This window comes from Fulvivirga ulvae (assembly GCF_021389975.1).
Taxonomy (GTDB): Bacteria; Bacteroidota; Bacteroidia; order Cytophagales; family Cyclobacteriaceae; genus Fulvivirga; species Fulvivirga ulvae.
Genome location: NZ_CP089981.1, coordinates 3,202,720 through 3,225,414 on the forward strand (window position 1 = coordinate 3,202,720; position 22,695 = coordinate 3,225,414).

Consider the following 22,695-nt stretch of genomic DNA (forward strand, 5'->3'; position numbering starts at 1 on the left):
ATGAAGAAGTTTTTCACTACCATAAAGAACATATTTTCAATCGAAGATCTACGGATAAGGATCCTGAATACATTAGGGTTCCTTATCATCTTTAGGTTAGGGTCTTTTATTGTATTACCAGGCGTGGATCCGGATGCATTAGGCAGCGGAGCGCAAGGAGGAATATTTGATTTATTAAATACTTTCTTGGGGGGGTCTTTCAGTAGAGCCTCCATATTCGCGTTGGGTATAATGCCTTATATATCGGCTTCAATCGTTATTCAGTTATTGACCGTGGCAGTGCCATACTTCCAGAAGCTTCAAAAGGAAGGTGAGTCTGGAAGGAAGCGCCTGACACAGATTACGAGAGTACTTACAATTGCTATTACGCTTGCTCAATCAGCGGGCTATCTTGCAGCGACTATTCCTGCTGAGGCAATTATGTATGATCCGGCCTTTTTCCAGATATCATCTATGATTATCTTGGTATCAGGAACGATGTTCTGTATGTGGATTGGTGAGAAGATTACTGATAAGGGAATTGGTAACGGAATTTCAATGCTGATTATGATTGGTATTATCTCCAGATTCCCTGGCTCACTGGTAAGTGAGGCAATGTCAAGGGGAATGAGCGGAGCCTTGATGTTTGTTTTAGAAATTGTGGCATTATTCTTTGTTGTAATGGCAGTTGTAATGCTCACACAAGCTGTAAGAAGAATACCAATACAATATGCAAAACAGGTTATTGGTAATAAATTGTATGGAGGAAAAAGAGATTATATTCCTTTAAAAATTAATGCGTCTGGTGTGATGCCTATTATATTTGCACAGGCATTAATGTTTATTCCTCCTTTAATAGCCGGAATCTGGAAAGAAAGCGAAGTTGGATCTTATATAGGTTCAACCTTTTCTGATCCTTACTCGTGGCAGTATAACTTAGTGTTTGGCATATTGATATTGCTATTTACTTTCTTTTATACAGCTATTACAGTTAATCCTAATGATATTGCTGATAATCTTAAGCGTAACGGAGGATTTATCCCGGGAATTAAACCAGGTAAGCAGACATCCGAGTTTATAGATCAGGTATTGACAAAAATAACGTTGCCGGGGTCAATTTTCCTTGCACTTGTAGCTATTTTGCCTGCATTTGCGGTAAAGGCAGGAATTAGTCCTAACTTTGCTCAGTTTTACGGGGGCACCTCTTTATTGATTATGGTAGGTGTTATTCTGGATACACTCCAGCAGATAGAAAGTTACCTGCTAATGAGGCACTATGAAGGTATGATGAAGTCTGGTAAGGTGAAAGGACGTTCTCAAATTGCTGCAGCTTAATCTGGAATGATTCATTACAAGTCCAGAGAAGAGGTAGAACTTATAAAGGAAAGTGCTTTAATACTTGGCAAGGCACACGGAGAAGTGGCTAAAATGGTTAAGCCGGGTGTGAAAACCATAGAGCTTGATCAGATTGCGGAGGAATTTATAAGAGATCATGGTGGGGTTCCCTCCTTTAAGAATTATAACGGGTTTCCCTCATCATTATGTATATCCCTGAACGAAAATGTTGTTCATGGTTTTCCGAGTGAGTATGAGTTAAAGGAGGGAGATATAATTTCTGTTGACTGTGGAGTGTATTATAAAAGCTTTCACAGTGACTCGGCTTATACTTATCCCGTTGGGGAAGTATCGAGGGAAGTTATGCAATTGTTGAAAGTGACAAAAGAGTCACTATACAAAGGAATTGAAATGGCCGTTTATGGCAATAGAATTGGAGATTTGGCCTATGCTATTCAAAATCATGTCGAACAGTATGGGTATGGAGTTGTAAGAGAGTTAGTTGGTCATGGGATAGGGAGAGATCTTCATGAGGGTCCGGAAGTGCCGAATTATGGTAAACGAGGTAAAGGGGCAAAGCTTAAAGAAGGGTTGGTTATAGCTATAGAACCTATGATAAACCTGGGAACCAAGAATGTAGTGCAAGAGGCAGATGGCTGGACAATTCGAACAGCAGACAGAAGACCCTCAGCGCATTATGAGCATACTGTTGCTATATTTGAGACCGGAACGGAGATCCTAACGACACATAAATTTATAGAAGAGAATTTTAAATTTTAATATGGCTAAGCAAAAATCTATTGAACAGGATGGTACTATTACCGAAGCGCTTTCTAATGCTATGTTTAGAGTTGAATTAGAAAACGGTCATGAAGTAATAGCGCATATTTCTGGTAAGATGAGAATGAACTATATTAAAATTTTACCTGGTGACAAGGTTAAGCTGGAAATGTCACCATATGATTTGACTAAAGGACGAATTGTTTATCGATATAAGTAATTGAAAAAATGAAAGTTAAAGCGTCAGTAAAGAAGCGTAGCGCTGATTGTAAGATAATCAGAAGAAAAGGAAAGGTTTACGTGATTAATAAAAAGAATCCTAGATTTAAACAAAGACAAGGCTAAGCACTATGGCAAGAATTGCAGGAGTAGATATCCCGGATAACAAAAGAGGTGAAATTGCCCTTACCTACATATTTGGTATAGGCAGAAGCACAGCTCAGAGAATTTTAACTGAAGCAGGTGTTGACTGGGATAAAAAAGTACAGGATTGGACAGATGATGAATCTACGGCAATCCGTAATATTATCAGCGAGAACTTCAAAGTAGAAGGTGTCCTGAAATCGGAAATACAAATGAGTATAAAGCGATTAATGGATATTGGGTGCTACCGTGGTTTGAGACATAGAAAGAGCCTTCCGGTTAGAGGTCAAAGAACAAAGAATAATTCTAGGACCAGAAAAGGTAAGAGGAAAACTGTTGCCAATAAAAAGAAAGCAACGAAATAAGATAAAATAGCGTAACGCAAAATGGCACAAAAAAGAAAAGATAAAGCAAAAAAGCGCGTAGTAGCTGTTGAGGCTATTGGTCAGGCTCATATAAAAGCTTCGTTCAATAATATTATCATTTCGCTGACTAATACTTCAGGGCAGGTAATATCTTGGGCTTCTGCTGGTAAAATGGGTTTCAAAGGGTCTAAGAAGAACACACCTTATGCTGCCCAAATGGCGGCTCAGGACTGTGCTCAGAGAGCATATGATCAGGGATTAAGAAAAGTAGAGGTATATGTGAAGGGCCCCGGTGCAGGTAGGGAATCTGCTATTCGAACAATCCAGAATACAGGTATAGAAATCACAACCATAAAGGATGTGACTCCGTTACCTCACAATGGTTGTAGACCACCTAAGAGACGTAGAGTATAATTTATAAAGAGAAAAGAATTTTATAATGGCAAGATATAGAGGTCCGAAAGCAAAAGTAGCTAGAAGATTTAATGAGCCGATTTTTGGCCCTAGTAAAGCACTGCAAAAGAAAAGCTATCCTCCAGGACAACATGGTAGGGGTAGAAGAAAGAAGCAGTCTGAATATGCTATTCAGTTAATGGAAAAGCAGAAGGCCAAATATACTTATGGCGTTTTGGAGAAGCAATTTGCTAATCTTTTTGATAAAGCTTCCAGAAAATCAGGTATTACAGGTGAGATCCTTTTACAACTTCTTGAGTCTAGATTGGATAATACAGTATTCAGACTTGGAATCGCTCCTTCAAGAAGAGCGGCACGACAACTGGTACTTCACAAGCATATAGTGGTTAATGGATCAATAGTAAATATTCCTTCTTATTCATTGAAACCTGGTGATACTGTAGCTGTACGGGAAAGATCAAAGTCTTTAGAGACAATTACAGATAGTCTGGCTACACATGGGGTGAAGAAATACCCATGGTTAGAATGGGATGGAAGTGAAATGGTAGGAAAGTTAGTTGCTATGCCTCAGAGAGATGAAATTCCTGAGAATATTAATGAGCAGCTGATTGTCGAGCTTTACTCGAAGTAATCATTAAAATATTATTAGCCTGGTACTTATACAAGTATCGGGCTATAACTATAAAAGTTAAAAACCTATGTCAATTTTAGCATTTCAAATGCCTGACAAAGTCGTGATGGAAAAAGCGGATGATTTTCACGGCTTGTTCACTTTTAAACCGCTTGAAAAGGGTTACGGTGTTACTATTGGTAATGCTTTAAGGAGAATATTATTGTCTTCTTTGGAAGGATATGCTATAACTGGTGTTAAGATACCAGGTGTTTTGCATGAATTCTCGACAATTGAAGGTGTGGTAGAAGATGTGTCCGAAATCATCTTAAATCTTAAGATGGTTAGATTCAAGAAAGTGGGTGAGTCTTTTGATAATAAGATTTCTATTTCGGTAAAGAATCAGAAGGAATTGAAAGCGGGAGATATTGCGAAAGGTACGTCGGCTTTTGAAATACTAAACCCGGATTTGGTTATCTGCAACCTTGATGAGTCTGTGGACCTTGAAGTTGAGTTGACGATCGAGAAAGGGAGAGGATATGTACCTGCGGAGGAAAATAAGCCATCTGAGCAAGTATTTGGGTATATTCCGATAGACGCAATATTTACTCCAATAAAGAATGTAAAATATAGTATAGAAAATACCAGGGTAGAGCAAAAAACTGACTACGAACAACTGGTACTTGATATTGAAACAGACGGATCAATTCATCCGGAAAAGGCACTAGAGGGTGCTGCTCATATCTTGATCCAGCATTTTATGCTGTTCTCAGATAAGTCAATTGAACTAGAGACTGATAAGGGTGGAGAAATCGAGCAAGTGGATGAGGAGATGTTACACATGAGGAAGTTGTTGAAAACTTCTCTGAATGATCTGGATCTTTCGGTAAGGGCATATAACTGTTTGAAAGCAGCGGATGTTAAAACACTGGGTGATTTGGTGAGGTTGGAAATATCCGATATGATGAAATTCAGAAACTTCGGTAAGAAGTCTTTGGCTGAGCTTGAGCAGTTGGTTCAGGACAAGAATTTGACATTTGGTATGGACTTGTCCAAGTATAAACTTGATGAAGAATAGTAAAAATGAGACACGGGAAAAAAATTAATCATTTAAGCAGAACAGCTCCTCATAGGAAAGCCATGCTATCTAATATGGCTACATCTTTGATCCTTAATAAAAGGATTACAACAACAGTAGCTAAAGCAAAAGCTCTAAGAAAATACGTTGAGCCTTTATTGACTAAGGCAAAAGAAGACACCACTCATTCAAGAAGGGTTGTTTTCTCATATCTTAATGATAAGGAGTCAGTAAAGACTTTATTTGATGAGGTAGCAGAAAAGATAACTGACAGACCGGGTGGGTACACCAGGATTTTAAAAACAGGTAACAGACTAGGCGATAACGCAGATATGTGCATCATCGAACTTGTAGATTATAATGAGTTGTTGCTTGGTGGAGAGAAAGTCGAAAAGTCCAAGACTCGTAGAAGTCGTAGAGGGGGTAAAAAATCTGCTGATGCTAAGGCGGAAGCTGGCGAAAGTGCTGTTGAGGAAAAAAAGGCTAAAGCACCTAAAGCTGAAGCGAAGAAAGAGAAGAAGGCTGATACTAAAACTGACGAGTCAGATACTGAGAACACTGAAGAAAGCAAAACTGAAAAGTGAGATTGAAAATTGTTATAAAATTGAAGGGATTGGATTTATATCTGATCCCTTTTTTTATTTTTGTACAACAAATTTTAAGAGCTTATAATAAAAATACCAAGGCTATAGGAGTTATAAATTATGCAAATGAAGTTACAACATAAGGACAAAGCATACTTATTGTTAGAGGACGGTTCAATATTTGAAGGGAGTGCAATAGGGAAGCGCGGCACCCGTGGGGGCGAGATTTGTTTTAACACCGGTATGACCGGATATCAGGAAATTTATACCGATCCTTCATATTATGGGCAGATCATTGTAAATACCAATAGCCATATAGGCAATTACGGAATTATTGATGTGGAGCAGGAGTCAGACACTCCAAAGATTAGTGGACTGGTTGTAAATGACTACTCTTATATATACAGTAGAAAATTAGCTACGGAGAGTTTGCAGGACTATCTGGAGAGAAATGAAGTTGTGGGTATTGCTGATATTGATACTAGAATGTTAGTTAGGCACATCAGGAGTAAGGGTGCGATGAATGCTATAATCTCATCTGAATTAAAGGGAGAGGATCTTCAGGCTGAATTGGAAAAAGTTCCGTCAATGGCGGGGCTTGAGTTGTCATCACTCGTTTCTACGAAGGAAAGTTACTTTATTGGGGACGAGAAGTCCCCGATTAAGGTGGCCGTGTTGGATTTAGGAGTCAAAACAAGCATATTGAGTAACCTTGCATCCAGAGGAGTTTATTGTAAAGTTTTTCCGGCGCGAAGTTCTTATGAAGAAATGAGAACCTGGGCTCCGGATGGCTATTTTATTTCAAATGGTCCGGGAGACCCTGCGGCCATGCAATACGCAGTGGATACAGTAAAGGATATACTGGCGGATAATCAACCATTATTTGGCATATGTCTAGGCCATCAGATATTAGCTCTGGCTTGTGGAGTATCTACTTATAAAATGCACCACGGCCATCGAGGACTGAACCATCCAATTAAGAATTTGACAATCGGGCTTTGTGAAGTGACATCACAAAATCATGGGTTCTCTATTTCAGAGGAAGATGTAAAAGCATCTGAAATAGTTGAGGCAACACATATACATTTGAATGACCATACAGTAGCAGGCATTAAGGTGAAGGGTAGGAAGGCATTTTCTGTACAATATCATCCTGAGGCTTCCCCCTGGTCCTCATGATTCACGTTATCTTTTTGATGAATTTGTTGAATTAATAAAATCTAAATAATAGATCATGAGTTTAATCGAAAGTATCCACGCAAGGCAAATCCTTGACTCCCGGGGAAACCCAACAGTAGAAGTAGATGTAGTAACAGAAAATGGTATTCTGGGAAGAGCAGCTGTACCGTCAGGGGCATCTACTGGTAAATATGAAGCTGTAGAATTGAGAGATGGTAATAAAAAGATTTACATGGGCAAGGGCGTTTTAAAGGCCGTTGATAATGTAAATAGTATCTTAGCCGAAGAGCTGATTGGTTTTTCAGTTTATGACCAGAATCTGCTGGACAAGATCATGCTTGAAGCAGATGGTACTGAAAATAAAGCTAAACTGGGAGCTAATGCTATCCTCGGTACTTCGTTGGCAATTGCTAAAGCGGCAGCGCAAGAGTCGGGCCAGTCACTTTTCAGATATATAGGAGGAGTGAATGCAAATACACTTCCTGTTCCTATGATGAATATTTTAAACGGAGGAAGCCATGCTGATAATGCGATCGATTTTCAGGAGTTTATGGTGATGCCTGTAAAAGCTGATACCTTTTCTGAATCGTTAAGAATGGGGACAGAAGTGTTTCATCATCTGAAAAAAGTTTTGTCAGGTAAAGGCTTATCTACTAATGTAGGCGATGAAGGTGGTTTTGCTCCTAATATTACATCTAATGAAGAAGCCATTGAGGTAGTTTTGAAAGCCATCGAAAAGGCTGGATATAAACCTGGTGAAGATATTTTTATCGCTATGGATGCAGCATCTTCGGAGTTTTACGATACTAAAAACAAGGTTTACAACTTTGCTTCAACTGGTCAAAAACTATCTTCGGATGAAATGGTTGATTATTGGGCGTCATGGGTAAGCAAATATCCTATTATTTCAATTGAAGATGGTATGGAGGAAGATGATTGGAATGGCTGGAAGAAATTAACTGAAAAAATAGGGAAAAAGGTACAGTTGGTTGGAGATGATCTTTTTGTTACCAACGTTAAAAAACTTCAAGAGGGTATCAATCAGGGAGTTGCCAATTCAATTCTTGTAAAGGTTAATCAAATTGGATCATTAACAGAGACAATCAATACGGTAAATCTTGCAAAACAGAATTCTTACAAGAGTGTAATGTCTCATCGTTCTGGAGAAACTGAAGATAATACTATTGCTGATCTCGCGGTAGCTTTAAACACCGGACAAATTAAAACCGGTTCAGCTTCAAGATCAGATAGAATGGCTAAGTATAACCAACTATTGAGAATCGAAGAAGAACTGGGAGAAACTGCTATTTTTCCTGGGAGAAATTTCTAAATATAATTAGACTAAAGGCTTCTTGTTACGTTATAGTGTACAGGAAGCCTTTTTCTATTTTAATATTTCAAAAAAATCTTCTTAACTTAAGGATATATATTTTTTTAACTACAGTGGCTATGAAACTCCCTAAAATCACAAAGAACTTCTTTTTTTTATTTAGTTTTTTCTTCCTGATATGGATGCTCTTCATTGACGCCAATGATCTGGTTTCTCAAATAAAGTTGAAGAATCAGCTGGAAACCCTGGAGGATGAAAAGGCATATTATTTGCAGAAAATCGAGGAAGTTAAAAAGGATCGGGAGGAATTGCTTAGTAATGATCAGTTGCTTGAAAAATTTGCCCGGGAGAAGTATTATATGAAAAAAGAGTCCGAAGATTTGTTTGTAGTTGTCGAAGAAGAAAAATGAAAAAACTCATTACCCTGATACTGTTTTGCGGCTTTGCTACTTTGGCATTGGCTCAGAAAGATGTGGATTTTGATAATAGCCCCAGCTTTAGTGAACGTATATTCTTTGGAGGAGGCTTGGGTTTTTCAGGGAGTAATCAGCAAACAAATATCTCTTTGTCTCCAATTGTAGGTTACATGATTACCCAGCAATGGTCCGCTGGTGTTGGAGTTACTTATCAGTATATCAAACTCAAAAACTACGATATATCGGATAACCTTTGGGGAGGGAATGTTTTCACACGTTACAGTATTAATCAATTTTTTGCACAAGCGGAGTACGACTATATAAATTTTGATTCAAATCTTCTTGATGATCAGGATGACAGGGATAGTGCTACCAGATTTTTACTGGGAGGTGGTATATCGCAACCCATAGGTAACAGAGGTGCAATCAATTTATTAGCTATGTATGATCTTACATACGGCAATGACAGTCCGTATGACTCACCTTGGGTATTCAGAGTTTATTTCTCCTTCTAAAGTTGTTTGAGCTTCAGCTTGCTTGCTACAGATTTAAGGTCTTTCACAACATTAATATTCAACGGAATACCATCTTTTAACCTAATAGCCTCCATTTCTCTTTCTGGATCTCCTGGTATCAATACTTTTTTTCCCTCTATGGCTTCCGTTGCCCTGAAACGGGCTATCCAGTTATCCATATGAGATTTAAACTCATTGGCTGGTCTGAAAGCATCTATGCGCATAGCACCAAGAAAATGTCCCAACCCTTCACCCACCGGATTGTCTGATAATGGCAGGAAACTTACAAATGGAGGGGCCCAAGGGCCGTAATTTGCCCCTGAAAATACTGCGGAGAATATATCCACAATGGAACCAAGGGCATAGCCTTTGTGGCTACCATGTTCCCTGTCTCCTCCCAAAGGCAGTAAAGCGCCGCCATTTTTCAATTCATGCGGATCCTTTGAGGGATTCCCTTCCTTGTCCTGTATCCAGCCATAGGGAGCCTCACTATTCTTTCTTTGCAGGATTTCCAATTTTCCATTAGCCGCTGTCGTGGTTGCCAGGTCAGCTACAAATGGCGGCTGCTCTTTTGAAGGGATTGATACGGCAATTGGATTCGTTCCCAACATACGCTCTTTGGCAAAAGTTGGTGCCACCAATGGACTGGCATTGGTCATTGCCATGCCGACCATGTTCCTATCCAGCGCCATCATAGCATGATATCCAGCGATACCAAAGTGATTCGAATTTTTAACGGAAACCCAACCGGTACCTACTTTATCAGCTTTATCCATAGCAATGGTCATTGCCTGTGGTGCCACTACCAATCCCAGCCCGCTGTCACCATCAATTACAGCTGTACTTGGGGTTTCATGGACTACTTTGATTTTTGGTGTGGGATTTATCCTGCCTGCCTCCCATAGCCTTACATAACCTATTAACCTTGCAATGCCATGTGAGTCAATGCCCCTGAGATCCGCCTTAATAAGTACATCGCTGGCCAGTTCTGCATCTTCTTGTGAACAGCCAATAGCCAGAAAGGTGTTGATGGTAAAATCCCTGAGTTCGTCAACTAAAAATATTTCCTCCATAAGGCGGCAAAATTAGTATTATAATCTGAATATGCGAGTGTATAATTTAAAAATGCCCATCAAGTACCTGATCCAGTACACCTTCTTTTAATGCATATGTAGATACTCTTATTTCACGGAAGTGGTGTTGCTTAAGCAGAAAATTGATCAGGCATGAAGCCACAACAATCATATCCACCCGCATCTCTATCATACCAGGTATGGCCATTCTCTCATCTCTGGTCATTGTGAGCAGATCATGGTGTATCCTGAAGTATCCTTCTAATGACAGCGGGACCTCACTGGCATCTTCATCTTTTATAATACTCCTTTGCTCGCAGTAAATATCGCTTAGTGTATCGAAGGTGCCGGAAGAACCAATTAGTGTATCTGTTTGATATTTTTTAATATGTTCAAGAAGCTCACCCAGGTTTGATCTGAGGTAATTTTCCAGTCCCGTTATTTCTTCAGATTGTATTGGGTCTGTTGTATGGAACAGGTCAAGGAGCCGCTGAGCTCCGATCTCAAAGCTTTGCTTCCAAAATATTTTATTACGTTGGCCGATAATGAATTCAACACTTCCTCCTCCGATGTCCATAATTAGTGCAGGCTTATCTCCAATGTCCAAAGCAAAATTAACACCTCTGAAAATTAGCTCCGCCTCTTCTACACCGGAGATTATTTTAATATCGATGCCTGTTTTATCCAAAATAGCCTTTCTGGCCTCTTCTCCATTAGCAGCATTGCGGAATGCACTCGTTGCGAAAGCAAATATCCGGTCAGTTGCAAACTTATCCAGGATGTCACTAAAATGCCTGATTGTATTTGTCGCCCGTTCAATGGCATCCGGCAGTATTTGATTTTGATTGATGCCACCTTTTCCAATCCTTACGGAAACTTTTTCTTTATGAAGCATCTGAAACTGCGAGTCATCTTGCCTGACTATGAGTAAATGGAAAGTGTTTGTCCCGCAATCAATAATTCCAATGTTTTCTTCCATAATAAAAAAATTAGCCAAATATAAAGAAATGAATAGTAATCAGGTGGCATAGCAAATATGCTACGAAGATATTTTTCCAAACACTTATAGCTGGTTGAAAAAAGTTGATAAACACTTGAATCCGTTCCAATTTATTTATCTTTGAAATTCTCATAAAAACATCAAGGAATGGAGAATAACAAACAGAAAAAGCCTATCTACACATTACCAACCAAAAAAGAGAAGTTTACTCTTTTGAAGGATAAAAATAAAGAAGCCTTACTTGGAGGTGGAGAGAAAAGAATAGAATCTCAACACAAAAAGGGCAAATTAACCGCTCGTGAGCGTGTGCATTTGCTTCTTGATGAAGGTTCGTTTGAAGAGATAGGAAAGTTTGTGATGCACCGCTGTAAGGACTTTGGTCTGGATAAAGAATATTACCCGGGTGATGGCGTGGTTACCGGTTACGGTACTGTAAATGGCCGGTTGGTATATGTGTTTTCTCAGGATTTTACCGTTTTTGGAGGGTCTCTTTCTGAGACTCACGCGGAGAAGATTGTGAAAATCATGGACTTGGCCATGAAAAATGGAGCTCCGGTAATCGGGTTGAATGACTCTGGCGGAGCACGTATTCAGGAAGGAGTAGTTTCTCTTGGAGGTTATGCAGATATTTTTTACAGAAATACGCTGGCATCCGGAGTAGTACCACAAATATCGGCTATTATGGGGCCTTGTGCAGGTGGAGCTGTATATTCTCCGGCAATTACGGACTTTATACTTATGGTAGAAAATACATCTTACATGTTTGTTACCGGGCCTAATGTTGTTAAAACAGTAACTCAGGAGACGGTTACAGCGGAAGAACTGGGTGGAGCCAGTGCTCATAGCTCTAAAAGCGGTGTTACTCACTTTGCATGCCCCAATGAAGTAGCCTGTATTAACGATATTAAGAAACTTCTTAGTTACATGCCTCAAAATTGTGAGGATGATGCTCCGGTAGATGCTTATGAGAGTGATTCGGACGAGATTGTACAGGCGCTTAATGATATCATACCTGATAATCCTAACCAGCCTTATGATATGAGAGAAGTGATAGAAGCCTTGGTAGATACTGATAGCTTCATGGAGGTTCATAAGAATTTTGCTGAGAATATTGTTGTTGGTTTTGCCAGAATTGGAGGCAGAAGTATTGGAGTCGTAGGGAATCAGCCGGCCTCCCTGGCTGGTGTATTGGATATTGATGCCAGTACAAAAGGAGCAAGGTTTGTCAGGTTCTGTGATTGTTTTAATATTCCTTTATTGGTTCTTGAAGATGTACCTGGATTTTTGCCGGGAACTGATCAGGAGTGGAACGGCATTATAACAAATGGTGCAAAACTCCTTTATGCCTTTAGTGAGGCAACCGTTCCAAGGATTACTGTTATCACCCGCAAGGCTTATGGTGGGGCCTATGATGTGATGAACTCCAAGCACATTGGGGCAGATATGAATTATGCCTGGCCCACGGCCGAAATTGCCGTTATGGGTGCTAAGGGAGCTGCTGAAATAATATTCAAAAGAGAGATAGCTGAGGCCGGAGATCCGGAGGCTAAACTCCAGGAAAAAGTCGATGACTATACGGAAAAATTTGCAAATCCATATAGAGCAGCGCATCGTGGGTATATTGATGAGGTGATTATGCCCGAAGAAACCAGGGCCAAGCTTATGAAGGCGTTTAAAATGCTCGAGAATAAAGTAGCAACGTTACCAAAAAAGAAACACGGTAACATTCCCCTTTAATATAGTGAGTAAAGTTGCAATAATAACAGCTGCAGGAAAAGGCATGGGAGCGGCATGCGCCCGCGAACTTTCTCATCAGGGTTATAGTGTTGTCCTAATGTCACGATCTCAGGGTGCCATTGATCTGGCTGCCGAACTCGGGGGATTGGGCTTGCAAGGTTCGGTGACGGAGAAAGAAGATTTAAAGAAACTGGTAAATACAACACTGGGTGAGTTTGGTAGAATAGATGTTGTTATTAACAATACAGGCCACCCTGCAAAGGGAGACTTATTGGAATTATCTGAAGAGGACTGGCATCATGGGCTGAACCTAGTGCTTTTGAATGTCTCCAAAATGGCTAAGCTTGTTACGCCCATAATGCAACGACAGGGAGGGGGAGTTTTTGTAAATATTTCTACTTTTGCTGCTTTTGAACCGTCCGCCAGTTTTCCTATTTCTTCGGTATTAAGGGCTGGTCTTGGCAGCTATATGAAGTTATATGCCGATAAGTATGCTGGAGATAATATAAGAATGAATAATCTACTTCCTGGGTTTATTGATAGCTATGATGTTGATGACAAGATCCTTCAAAGTATTCCTTTGAAGAGAGCAGGTACTGTAAAAGAAGTAGCAAAGACTGTAGCTTTTTTAGCATCAGATGAAGCAGCTTATATCACTGGGCAGAATATCAAAATTGATGGAGGATTAACACGGTCAGTTTAACAGATTTAGATAATGGATAAGAAGAGTCAAGAATTTTTAGAAGAATATTTGAACAACTCATCACCTACAGGTTTTGAGTCATCAGGGCAAAAAATATGGTTGGAATATATCAGACCATATATTGATAGTTATTTTACGGATACCTATGGGTCTGTTGTTGGTGTAATCAACCCTGAGGCTGAATATAAGGTGGTGATTGAAGCACATGCAGATGAAATCTCATGGTTTGTTAACTACATTACGGATGAGGGGTATATTTATGTGACCAGAAATGGTGGGTCAGATCACCAGATAGCTCCTTCAAAAAGAGTTAACATTTATACAGATAAAGGCATTGTGAAGGGTGTTTTCGGTTGGCCGGCAATTCATGTGAGGAATAAAGAAAATGAAGAGAAGCCATCGATGAAGAACATTTTCGTAGATGTTGGATGTCAAAGTAAAACCGAAGTTGAAGAACTTGGCGTGCATGTCGGTTGTGTCATGACTTTTGATGACGAATTAATGGAATTAAATCAGAAGTTTCTGGTTGGTCGTGCCCTGGATAACCGAATTGGAGGATTTATGATCGCTGAAGTAGCCAGAAGGCTGAAGGAGGAGAAAAAAGAACTCCCATTTGGGTTATATATAGTAAATGCTGTCCAGGAGGAAGTTGGTTTGAGAGGTGCAGAAATGATAGCAGAAAGAATAAAGCCTAACCTTGCGATCGTTACAGACGTGTGTCATGAGACCTCTTCTCCTATGTACAGTAAGATTGAGAGTGGTTTGCAGAAGGCTGGCAAGGGGCCAGTTCTTACTTATGGGCCTGCAGTACAAAATAATTTGCTTAAGATGATAATAGAGGTTGCTAATGACAGCAAAATACCTTTCCAGAGGGCAGCTGCCTCCAGAGCTACCGGCACAGATACAGATGCTTTTGCTTATTCCAATGACGGGGTGGCTTCAGCGTTAATATCATTACCCTTAAAGTATATGCATACTACTGTAGAAACTGCACATAAAGATGATATTGAAAACGTAATAAAACTCATGTATCACTTCCTGTTAAAGCTAAAAAGCGGGCATGACTTCAGGTATATCATGTGAGAAAAAGCTGATTTCGGCATTACGAATTATGATTTTGACTATCTTTGTGGATCATTTTTTTAAATATAAACGCCCTAAAATCAATGAGAAGGATTTTTAACATCTATGTTTTATTAGTAATCATAGGTATGTCTATGTCGGCAGGGACTTATGCTCAAGACAGGCCTGAGCATGAGCTGCACTCTATGATGATATACAATTTCTTAAAGTATGTCCAGTGGCCTGGTGACCAGAACTCTGGTGATTTTGTAATTGGAGTTATGGGGGATGACAATGTTTTTAACACCCTAAATGCATGGTATGGAAACAAAACCAGGGGAGATAAAACATTTACCATTAAAAAGTTTACCTCTCCATCGGAAATTAGTGGTTGTCAACTTCTATATATTGGCAAGTCTGCTAGTAATCAATTTGATGAAGTGCAGGCCAGGGTGCAAGACCAATCAACGCTCACTGTTACTGATAAAAATGGATTAGGAGCAAAAGGAAGTTGCATAAACTTTAAAGTAGTAGATAACAGGTTAAAGTTTGAATTAAATCAAGCGGCTATACAGAAATCAAATTTGAAAATTTCGAGTCAATTAACTTCTATGGCGATTTTGATTTAGAAAATCATAATACTTATGTGAAGCCCAATAATATCTATTATTGGGCTTTTTTATTTTAGAAAATCAATAGTTTTAGGAAACGCTTGTGTAAATGAGAATTGGTTAATGTCATTTTAAATGATTACCTTATAGATATTTTTCGGCCTATTTTTTGATTCACCATTATTATTTTGATAGATATTTTGCGAATCTTTTAATTTTTTAAATGTATGAAACGATCAATATTTATTACATGCGCAATGCTATTTGCATTTTTATTAGTGCCACTATTTGGATACTCGCAAAATCGTCCGATACATGAAATTCATGCCATGATGATCTATAACTTTACGAAGTATATCCAATGGCCCGGTTATCAGCCTTCTCAGGATTTTATAGTTGCAGTTATAGGGAGTGATGATGTCTATAATACCTTAAATACATGGTATGGTGGACAGGAGAGGGGGAATAAGAAATTTGTTATTAAAAAATTCAGCTCACCATCAGATATTCAGAATTGTCACATACTGTATGTGGGTAAGGGAAACAGTAAGCAGTTCGATGATATCAAAGCCAAGCTTGGAGGGGCCTCTACCTTGTTGATCACCGACAAGCCAGGACTTGGGAAAGAAGGCAGTGGCATTAACTTCGTCACAGAAGGAAATAAACTTTCCATTGAGTTGAACCAGTCAGCTCTTGATGCAGCTAATTTGAAAGTGTCAAGTCAGCTTACCTCTATTGCTAAGTTAATTTAGTGCTTTATACGTATGTAAGTTTTTTACATTAACTTATGCAAATCTTTAGTTTTCTTTCCCAATGTGGTAAAATTTTTATCAGATTGGGATGAATTGAGTGGTGTTCAAAACTGCAGTGTTTCAATAAAACCTGTTTTGGTGGCTTCTAACGCTATTTTTTGGACTGAAATATTTTGGCACTGGGTTTGTAAGTTGTAGTTGTAATAAAACAAACTATTTTTATGATGAAGTTTACAACTAAAGTTTTACTTCCTGTTTTTTTAGCAGCTATTCTTGTTTTGCCAGTACAGGCACAGGAACGACCTATTCATGAAATCCACTCGATGATGATTTACAATTTTATCAAGTACATCCAGTGGCCGGAAGCTAATGGAGGAGACGCCTTTGTTATCGGAGTAATTGGTGATGATGAGGTGTATGCGACTTTGAACTCTTGGTATGGAGGAAAGCTTAGAGGTAACAAAAAGTTTACCGTAAAGAAATTTAATTCTTTGGCTGAGATCTCCAATTGTGAGATTCTCTATGTAGCCAAAGGGAGTAGCAAAGAATTTGATGCGATTAAATCCAAAGTATCCTCAGCGTCTACTTTACTGATCACTGATAAAGCGGGCTTAGGAGAAAAAGGAAGTGGCATCAACTTCAGAACGGTCAATGATAAATTGGCATTTGAACTTAATCAGAAAGCTATTGAAGCTTCAAGATTAAAGGTATCAGGTCAGCTTTCAAGCATGGCTATCCTGATTTAAAAGGACAACAGGTATCGATTAGCTAATCTCTATGTTTTCGATGTTTTCATATTACCGATAATGCAAAAGGTTCGGTGATTAGGTTTAACATTAGTGGAAGGTCGGAAACAACTAGGTGGAAAAAATAAAGAGATTGACTAAATATGGTAAGGGCAAGTCCTTTACCATTTGCGATACCTACTTTTTGTAGGACACCATAACGAGTCTTTTATGGTATTTTTTAATATTCCTATCTAAGAGATACCTTTGCGCTATGCAAGGTGTCCCATCTCAAACGACTTATGATCAAATGGGCTGCGAGGTAACAATACCTCGCAATCCCAGGATCATATCCCTGGTTCCATCTCAAACAGAATTATTATTTGATCTTGGCTTGAATGAACAGATCATTGGTGTTACCAAATTCTGTGTTCACCCCTCTTCTTTGGTAAAGGAGAAAATAAAAATAGGAGGAACCAAGAAATTTAATTTTGCTAAAATTGATAACCTCCAACCTGATCTCATTATCGGCAACAAAGAGGAGAATTATAAGGAGGGTATAGAAAAGCTCAGAGAGAAATATCCTGTTTGGATGAGCGATATTGCCACCTTTGAGGATGCGCTGGAAATGATAGTATCCTTAGGGAAGATCACCGGAACTGAAAGCAAAGCAGTTGAAATCCAAGGCAGAATTGTTGATGGGTTTAGAGAGCTGAAAAAACAAACGCCGAAAAAGGTACTTTATTTTATCTGGCAAAACCCATATATAGTTGTTGGAGGCAATACCTTTATCAATGAAATGATAGTGAAGCTGGGCTTAAGAAACCTGGCTGCAGGACTGGATCGTTATCCGGAGTTAACCTGGGATGAGATAGCATCACTTCAGCCAGATCTCATCCTTTTATCTTCAGAGCCTTTCCCTTTCAAAGACAAGCATATTAATAAATTTCAGAGTATATGCCCTTCTGCTGAGATTCGCATAGTAGATGGTGAAATGTTTTCCTGGTATGGCAGCCGGTTAATAGAGGCTGTAGGATATTTTAACCAGTTACAACTCTGATATTTTAAATCCTGCTTTTGTCATATCTCGCCAGTAGCCGGGATACGACTTCTTGACAACTTCCGGATCTTTAATTCTTATGGAGGTAAGTGTACTTAAAGGTGCGAAAGCCATAGCCATGCGATGGTCGTGATAGGTGTCAAATTCCAATAAAGCTGACTTTATTTCATGAGTGGATGGTACCACTGTCCATGTGCCAGCTTCTTCCCTTAATTCAGCTCCAAATTTTGCGAGTTCATTTTGCAAGGCCAGAATGCGGTCAGTTTCCTTTATGCGTAAACTCTCAAGTCCGGTCATTTCACATGCTATTCCTTTGGCAGCGCAAACAACAGCAACAGTTTGCGCCATATCAGGACAATCAGTAAAGTCAAATGCAACGTCCTGTTGATGCTCACATTTGGTTAGCTCCGCGCCCTCATGTGTGAACGTAGTGTTCACACCAAGTTGTATCATATAATCGGCTATTTTTCGGTCTCCCTGTATGGAGTTGTCCTTCAGGTCTTTAAGTGTAATATAGGCATCGCTGCTCAGCGCTACAAAGCTGTACCAATAGCTGGCCGCAGACCAGTCAGGTTCAATCTGATAGTCAGTGGCCTTGTATTTCTGATGAGGAATTTGTATGATATGGTCATGCCAGTTGGCCTCAATACCAAATGCTTTCATTACGGCCAAAGTCATAGTTATGTATGGCTTACTGCCGATGTGCCCGGTTAGTTCAATTTCAAGGCCATTGGGAAGAGCTGACGCTATCATCATAAGTGCTGAGATATATTGGCTGCTAATATCTCCTCTTATGACTATTTTATTTGTCAGTTGACTTTTTATTGGATTTATTTTAAGAGGAGGGTAACCATCCTTTGCCAGATATTCAATGTCAGCACCTAATTCTCTTAGCGAGTCACCTAATATTTTGATGGGACGCTCTTGCATGCGTTTCGTGCCAGTAAGTGTTTTTGATTCGGTAACTGCTGTATAAGCCGTTAAAAACCTCATGGTAGTACCGGCGTCAAGTACATCCCAGATTGGGGTGTCTGATCCCAGCAATCTTTGCATTGTCTCAGTATCGCGTGCTTCTGAAATGTTTGTAAGGTGTGACTTTCTTCCGGCCAGAGCGTCTAATATTAAAGCTCTGTTAGCAATGCTTTTTGATGCGGGTAGTTCAATAACAGTTGAAGCTATAGTGCTTTTTTTCTCTATTTGAAGTGTATGATTTCTGAATGACATTTGCAGATTTGTTTAGAACAATATTAATTGAAAATCGCTTAAAAACATAAGTTGGTACACTTTATGTAGTAGTTGTTGAAAATTGTCTAAAAAATGAGAATAAGAAGAAAGTTGGCTTTAGCGCTTGGATTAGCCGCAGGAGCTGTGTTTGCAGTGGTAGCGACGGGACGTACTGGCAAAAAGACCAGACAATACATTTCCAGAAAATACGAAAAACCAAATACAAATATCACCGATCAATACGACGAATCAGATGCATTTTATATTTAGAACTTGTCATAAAAGGCCAGTGAGTCCAATGATTCTTCTTTGCTAAGAGACTGGTCCCATTCCACATTGCCAACTCCATTAAGAAGTGCAGCCAGAACGTTGCTGCCCCTGTTTTTTTTGTCCTGCATCAGGTAGCCGCATATGTGCTCTCTGTCCTTGTCTGATAATTGAACTTTGTCATAGATGCTACGGATGTAATCTGTAATATCATGTAATTCCGCTTTCGAAATTAGTTTTCTCTTAAAACTTAGGTATGTTTCACAAATCATACCCACCGCGACTGCCTCACCGTGCAGGATTGCTCTATCGTTGTTCAACAAATAGCTTTCTACTGCATGACCAATGGTATGTCCAAAATTTAAAGCTTTTCTTAGACCACCTTCATAAGGATCTTCTGCCACTATCTTATATTTGATTTGAACTGAATGTGGTACCAATGCAGACCAGTTCAGGTTATCGAAACTATTACTTTTTAAATTATTCCATCCGGCTTTATCTGATATTAAATGATGCTTTATAATTTCAGCAAAACCAGACCTTATCTCTCTTTTTGGGAGTGTGCTCAGAAAGTTCAGGTCTATCAATATATTTTTAGGTTCTCTAAACAAGCCAATATGATTTTTTAAACCATTAAAGTCTATTCCTAACTTACCACCAACGCTGGCATCAACCTGAGAGAGTAGCGTAGTGGGAATATTTATGAAATCGACACCTCTCTTATAGGTTCCGGCGCAGAAGCCACCCAGATCTCCTATTACCCCGCCACCCAGGTTAATCAACAATGATTTTCTGTCAAAACTTTGATCTGTCAATTCCTGCCATACATGGGTACATGTGTCTAACGTTTTGTTTATCTCGCCACTTTTTATTTGTATCAGTGTATGTTCCGGTAAGTTGTCTCTGAGTGTGGGATAACAATGCGCAAATGTATTCTCATCCACTAAAACTGCAATTTTACTATAATTCTCCTGCTTAAGGATGTTGTTAATAGTCTCCGGAGTGTTGCTGGTAATAATAATATGGTTTAAAGTCACGGTTTTTGTTTGTTCAGTATTTCTGTTTGGTTTCTTAACGATTCGGAATGGATCTGTTTATAAATTTCTTCAATAAATTCTTTGCGCAGATCGAGGGCTTCCGCCCATTGAGGCCGGGTTTTAATGATCTCGTTCCATCTTTCCAGTTGAAATATAGTTACATTATTTTCTTTTTTATATTCACCAATCTGTTCTATCAGTTTCATTCGGATCGATAATGTTTCAATGAGATCGTGATCTACACTGTCAATTTTATTCCTTAATTCTTCAAGTTTTGTTTTGAATAATACATTATCAGAAGTAGTCTGCCTTATTCTCAGTTTGTGTTTTATATCTTTTAATTGCTCGGGCGTTATCTGTTGTTTAGAGTCGCTTAAAGCATTGTCGGGGTCCGGGTGGGTTTCTATCATTAAGCCATCATATCCCATATCAAGTGCTTTTTGAGAAATATCATAGATCATACTACGGCTGCCTCCTATATGACTTGGATCGCAGATAAGAGGTATGTGCGGGATGCTGGCTTTCAGTTCAACAGGGATCTGCCAGACTGGTTCGTTGCGGTATTTAGACTTCCTGAAAGAAGAAAATCCTCGGTGGATCGCTCCAATTTCAGTAAGGCCTGTATTTGCTATTCTTTCAATCGCTCCCATCCATAAGGCCAGATCGGGATTAACCGGGTTTTTAACTAAAACAGGAAGGGTACTTCCTTTTAGTGCGTCAGCTATCTCCTGTACCGTAAATGGATTGACTGTTGTTCTGGCTCCAATCCATACCATATCCAGATCATACTTTAGGGCAAGTTCCACATGCTGAGCACTGGCAACTTCAGTAATGAATTTGACCTTGCACTCCTTTTTGATTCTTTGGATCCATTCCAGCGCTTTTATTCCGATCCCTTCGAAAGAGTTTGGGCGTGTTCTCGGCTTCCATACGCCGGCACGTATTACTTCAATGCCCAGAGCAGCTACCGCCTTCACCGTCTTTAGCAGTTGCTCTTCAGATTCAGCACTGCAAGGCCCTGCGATGATCCACGGCTTCTGAAACCTGCCTATCCATTCATCTTTTTTCATCTTTTTTCTGTACGATTTATGGCCTTCTGTACGGATCCGCAATCGGTTTCGACAGACCTGGTCCGGTTCGGGGTCAGACTAGTATAATCCAGCGCTTTTTTGATGGATTAAAGATATTTAAAAAATAAAAAAACAGGACGTAAATGGTTAATTTATATATTTGTAGCCGAGAATTTAAAATCCCCTATGCAGTTAAAATCTAACATCTCTTTTGACGATACTTCAGTAGCTTTTGAAGCCAAGTCAAATAAAGCCCTAAGAAAAGCTAACCTCATGTTTTCTGTAGTTAATAATCCTTTTATGTCTAAGATTGCTACAGGTTCGGTGAAGTTCGCACTCAAACTACATCTCCCCATAAAAGGAATTATAAAGAATACTGTCTTTGATCACTTTTGTGGAGGAGAAAATATCGAAGAAAGTCAGGAGACGATCAATGAACTCGCTACCTATGGGATAGGTACTATACTGGATTATTCGGTAGAAGGGGAGGAGAATGAGCATTGTTTCGATGATACGAAAGAAGAGGTTATAAGGACTATCACCAAAGCAAAAGAATCAAGACATATTCCATTTTGCGTTTTTAAACCTACAGGGCTAGGTAGCTCAGCACTTTTTCAAAAAATTCAGGAAGGCACAGCACTTAGTGAAGGAGAGAAAGCCGCCTATGAACGAATCAAAAATCGTATAGATGAAGTTTGTAAATATGCTTATGAATCAGATGTTCCTGTTCTAATAGATGCAGAAGATTCCTGGATACAGGACGCCATTGATGTGCTTGCGTATGATATGATGGCGAGGTATAACCAGCAAAAAGCAATTGTTTATAATACTTTTCAAATGTATCGCGTAAATATGCTGGACAATTTACGTAAGGCTTTCCATTATGCTGCCATGCATAACTACTACCTGGGTGCTAAATTGGTAAGAGGTGCTTACATGGAAAAAGAACGAGAGAGAGCGGAAGATATGGGATATCCAAGCCCGATCCAACCAACTAAGGAGGCTACCGATAACCAGTTCAATCAGGCATTGGTTTTTTGTATTGATAACAAACAAAGAATAAGCCTGGTTTGTGGCTCTCACAATGAATATAGCAACTACTACCTGGCTCTGCTCATGGAGAAGCATAGCATGAATAATGATGATCCAAGAGTGTGCTTTGCTCAACTTTACGGAATGAGTGACAACATATCTTTTAACCTTGCTAAGGCAGGGTATAATGTTGCCAAGTATGTTCCTTATGGCCCGGTAAATTCGGTAATGCCTTATTTATTTAGGCGTGCAGAAGAAAATACTTCTGTAGCAGGTCAAAGCAGCCGTGAATTATCTCTGATCAGAAAGGAACTCAGAAGGAGAGAGGACTGATAAACAGGAATTCTTTCCCAACCTTTCAGGTCGTTTTATATGCCCTGAACAGGTGCAATTG

At 39.3% G+C, this 22,695-nt stretch carries 26 protein-coding genes and 1 pseudogene; 22 read left to right on the forward strand and 5 right to left on the reverse strand.

Annotation, left to right across the window (positions count from 1 at the left end; all coding sequences use genetic code 11):
* The 13 genes and pseudogenes from secY (at position 1) to LVD17_RS13560 (ending at position 8,948) form a co-directional block, all read left to right on the forward strand.
* The gene (gene secY / locus LVD17_RS13500) at positions 1-1,314 is read left to right on the forward strand and encodes a preprotein translocase subunit SecY (protein ID WP_233767537.1); all 1,314 of its coding nucleotides are present in this window, start codon (positions 1-3) and stop codon (positions 1,312-1,314) included.
* 6 nt (positions 1,315-1,320) lie between these two features.
* The gene (gene map / locus LVD17_RS13505) at positions 1,321-2,094 is read left to right on the forward strand and encodes a type I methionyl aminopeptidase (protein ID WP_233767538.1); all 774 of its coding nucleotides are present in this window, start codon (positions 1,321-1,323) and stop codon (positions 2,092-2,094) included.
* Position 2,095: 1 nt separating this feature from the next.
* Complete coding sequence (gene infA / locus LVD17_RS13510) at positions 2,096-2,314, forward strand: translation initiation factor IF-1 (RefSeq protein ID WP_009578730.1); 219 nt, start codon at positions 2,096-2,098, stop codon at positions 2,312-2,314.
* An 8-nt stretch (positions 2,315-2,322) separates the two neighbouring features.
* On the forward strand, positions 2,323-2,439 hold the full coding sequence (gene ykgO / locus LVD17_RS13515; RefSeq protein WP_002695078.1) for a type B 50S ribosomal protein L36: 117 nt from the start codon (positions 2,323-2,325) through the stop codon (positions 2,437-2,439).
* A 5-nt stretch (positions 2,440-2,444) separates the two neighbouring features.
* A complete protein-coding gene (gene rpsM / locus LVD17_RS13520) occupies positions 2,445-2,822 on the forward strand; it encodes a 30S ribosomal protein S13 (RefSeq protein ID WP_233767539.1) in 378 nt (125 codons plus the stop codon).
* Between the two features lie 21 nt (positions 2,823-2,843).
* A complete protein-coding gene (gene rpsK, locus LVD17_RS13525) occupies positions 2,844-3,236 on the forward strand; it encodes a 30S ribosomal protein S11 (RefSeq protein ID WP_155173961.1) in 393 nt (130 codons plus the stop codon).
* 25 nt (positions 3,237-3,261) lie between these two features.
* Positions 3,262-3,867: a 30S ribosomal protein S4 gene (gene rpsD, locus LVD17_RS13530; RefSeq protein WP_233767540.1), complete on the forward strand. Its 606-nt coding sequence runs from the start codon at positions 3,262-3,264 to the stop codon at positions 3,865-3,867.
* Between the two features lie 67 nt (positions 3,868-3,934).
* Positions 3,935-4,924, forward strand: a complete 990-nt coding sequence (locus tag LVD17_RS13535; protein WP_233767541.1) for a DNA-directed RNA polymerase subunit alpha — start codon at positions 3,935-3,937, stop codon at positions 4,922-4,924.
* Between the two features lie 5 nt (positions 4,925-4,929).
* Positions 4,930-5,508, forward strand: a complete 579-nt coding sequence (gene rplQ / locus LVD17_RS13540) for a 50S ribosomal protein L17 (RefSeq protein WP_233767543.1) — start codon at positions 4,930-4,932, stop codon at positions 5,506-5,508.
* A 126-nt stretch (positions 5,509-5,634) separates the two neighbouring features.
* Positions 5,635-6,736 (forward strand): annotated as a pseudogene (gene carA, locus LVD17_RS13545) (glutamine-hydrolyzing carbamoyl-phosphate synthase small subunit).
* Between the two features lie 6 nt (positions 6,737-6,742).
* On the forward strand, positions 6,743-8,017 hold the full coding sequence (gene eno / locus LVD17_RS13550) for a phosphopyruvate hydratase (protein WP_233767545.1): 1,275 nt from the start codon (positions 6,743-6,745) through the stop codon (positions 8,015-8,017).
* A 119-nt stretch (positions 8,018-8,136) separates the two neighbouring features.
* Positions 8,137-8,427, forward strand: coding sequence for an FtsB family cell division protein (locus LVD17_RS13555; protein WP_233767546.1), 291 nt, complete (start codon positions 8,137-8,139; stop codon positions 8,425-8,427).
* Positions 8,424-8,948, forward strand: a complete 525-nt coding sequence (locus LVD17_RS13560; RefSeq protein ID WP_233767548.1) for a hypothetical protein — start codon at positions 8,424-8,426, stop codon at positions 8,946-8,948. The genes LVD17_RS13555 and LVD17_RS13560 overlap by 4 nt, the downstream gene beginning before the upstream one ends.
* On the opposite strand, the gene LVD17_RS13565 is transcribed toward LVD17_RS13560, so the two are convergent.
* On the reverse strand, positions 8,945-10,021 hold the full coding sequence (locus LVD17_RS13565) for an Ldh family oxidoreductase (protein WP_233767549.1): 1,077 nt from the start codon (positions 10,019-10,021) through the stop codon (positions 8,945-8,947). The two genes, LVD17_RS13560 and LVD17_RS13565, sit on opposite strands and share 4 nt — an antisense overlap.
* Positions 10,022-10,067: 46 nt before the next feature.
* The gene (locus LVD17_RS13570) at positions 10,068-11,000 is read right to left on the reverse strand and encodes a Ppx/GppA phosphatase family protein (RefSeq protein ID WP_233767551.1); all 933 of its coding nucleotides are present in this window, start codon (positions 10,998-11,000) and stop codon (positions 10,068-10,070) included.
* 168 nt (positions 11,001-11,168) lie between these two features.
* Between LVD17_RS13570 and LVD17_RS13575 the strand changes: the two genes are divergently transcribed.
* The 7 genes from LVD17_RS13575 (at position 11,169) to LVD17_RS13605 (ending at position 17,671) form a co-directional block, all read left to right on the forward strand.
* Entirely contained in the window at positions 11,169-12,758 is a 1,590-nt protein-coding gene (locus tag LVD17_RS13575; protein ID WP_233767552.1) for an acyl-CoA carboxylase subunit beta, read from the forward strand.
* 4 nt (positions 12,759-12,762) lie between these two features.
* Entirely contained in the window at positions 12,763-13,461 is a 699-nt protein-coding gene (locus tag LVD17_RS13580) for an SDR family oxidoreductase (protein ID WP_255702586.1), read from the forward strand.
* Positions 13,462-13,473: 12 nt separating this feature from the next.
* Complete coding sequence (locus LVD17_RS13585) at positions 13,474-14,544, forward strand: M42 family metallopeptidase (protein ID WP_233767553.1); 1,071 nt, start codon at positions 13,474-13,476, stop codon at positions 14,542-14,544.
* 83 nt (positions 14,545-14,627) lie between these two features.
* Positions 14,628-15,152 (forward strand): YfiR family protein, encoded by a 525-nt coding sequence (locus tag LVD17_RS13590; protein WP_233767555.1) that lies wholly within the window; start codon positions 14,628-14,630, stop codon positions 15,150-15,152.
* A 209-nt stretch (positions 15,153-15,361) separates the two neighbouring features.
* Positions 15,362-15,886 (forward strand): YfiR family protein, encoded by a 525-nt coding sequence (locus tag LVD17_RS13595; RefSeq protein ID WP_233767557.1) that lies wholly within the window; start codon positions 15,362-15,364, stop codon positions 15,884-15,886.
* 221 nt (positions 15,887-16,107) lie between these two features.
* A complete protein-coding gene (locus LVD17_RS13600) occupies positions 16,108-16,632 on the forward strand; it encodes a YfiR family protein (protein WP_233767559.1) in 525 nt (174 codons plus the stop codon).
* Positions 16,633-16,885: 253 nt separating this feature from the next.
* Positions 16,886-17,671: a helical backbone metal receptor gene (locus LVD17_RS13605; RefSeq protein WP_233767560.1), complete on the forward strand. Its 786-nt coding sequence runs from the start codon at positions 16,886-16,888 to the stop codon at positions 17,669-17,671.
* Here LVD17_RS13605 and LVD17_RS13610 read toward each other — a convergent pair.
* On the reverse strand, positions 17,660-18,895 hold the full coding sequence (locus tag LVD17_RS13610; protein ID WP_233767562.1) for a 3-phosphoshikimate 1-carboxyvinyltransferase: 1,236 nt from the start codon (positions 18,893-18,895) through the stop codon (positions 17,660-17,662). The genes LVD17_RS13605 and LVD17_RS13610 overlap by 12 nt on opposite strands.
* A gap of 93 nt (positions 18,896-18,988) precedes the next feature.
* Here LVD17_RS13610 and LVD17_RS13615 point away from each other — a divergent pair, with 93 nt between their 5' ends.
* The gene (locus LVD17_RS13615) at positions 18,989-19,165 is read left to right on the forward strand and encodes a hypothetical protein (RefSeq protein WP_233767564.1); all 177 of its coding nucleotides are present in this window, start codon (positions 18,989-18,991) and stop codon (positions 19,163-19,165) included.
* Here the strand turns inward: LVD17_RS13615 and aroB are convergent.
* Positions 19,162-20,199 carry a 3-dehydroquinate synthase gene (gene aroB / locus LVD17_RS13620; RefSeq protein WP_233767566.1) on the reverse strand — a complete coding sequence of 346 codons (1,038 nt, stop codon included), beginning with the start codon at positions 20,197-20,199 and terminating at the stop codon, positions 19,162-19,164. The genes LVD17_RS13615 and aroB overlap by 4 nt on opposite strands.
* Complete coding sequence (locus tag LVD17_RS13625) at positions 20,196-21,269, reverse strand: bifunctional 3-deoxy-7-phosphoheptulonate synthase/chorismate mutase type II (RefSeq protein WP_233767568.1); 1,074 nt, start codon at positions 21,267-21,269, stop codon at positions 20,196-20,198. Before LVD17_RS13625 ends, aroB begins: the two co-directional genes overlap by 4 nt.
* 186 nt (positions 21,270-21,455) lie before the next feature.
* Between LVD17_RS13625 and LVD17_RS13630 the strand changes: the two genes are divergently transcribed.
* A complete protein-coding gene (locus tag LVD17_RS13630; RefSeq protein ID WP_233767570.1) occupies positions 21,456-22,634 on the forward strand; it encodes a proline dehydrogenase family protein in 1,179 nt (392 codons plus the stop codon).
* The last annotated feature ends 61 nt before the right edge of the window (positions 22,635-22,695 follow it).